Origin of the sequence: Frankia sp. Mgl5 (assembly GCF_023242985.1) — a bacterium.
GTDB lineage: Bacteria > Actinomycetota > Actinomycetes > Frankiales > Frankiaceae > Parafrankia > Parafrankia soli.
In genome coordinates, this window is the sequence record NZ_JALKFY010000542.1 from 1 (window position 1) to 347 (window position 347).

A 347-nucleotide genomic window follows, 5' to 3' on the forward strand; every position below is an offset into this window, starting at 1 on the left:
TGCCAAGCGTATAGCCAGGGAGTTGCAGACTGGCACAGTAGTAAACCTCGGGGTAGGGATTCCCACCTTGATCCCCGATTACCTGACGCCGGAGGTTGAGGTATTTCTCCAGTCGGAAAACGGCTTGCTGGGAATGGGACCCACACCTCCCGACGATGATATCGATATGGACCTGATCAGCGCCAGCAAGCATCCGATCACCTTCGGCAGAGGCGCCTCGCTTTTTTCCAGTGCCGATTCTTTCGTGATGATACGAGGCGGACACGTTGATGTGGCGGTGCTTGGCGCTTTGCAGATCAGTGAAAAAGGTGAGATCGCCAACTGGGCCGTACCCGGTGAAGATATAT

Annotated in this window: 1 protein-coding gene; it reads left to right on the forward strand. The window is 55.0% G+C overall.

What is annotated here, in order from left to right; all coding sequences use genetic code 11:
• The coding region (locus MXD62_RS10535; protein ID WP_368862384.1) for a CoA-transferase at positions 1-347 on the forward strand (347 nt) is incomplete at both ends.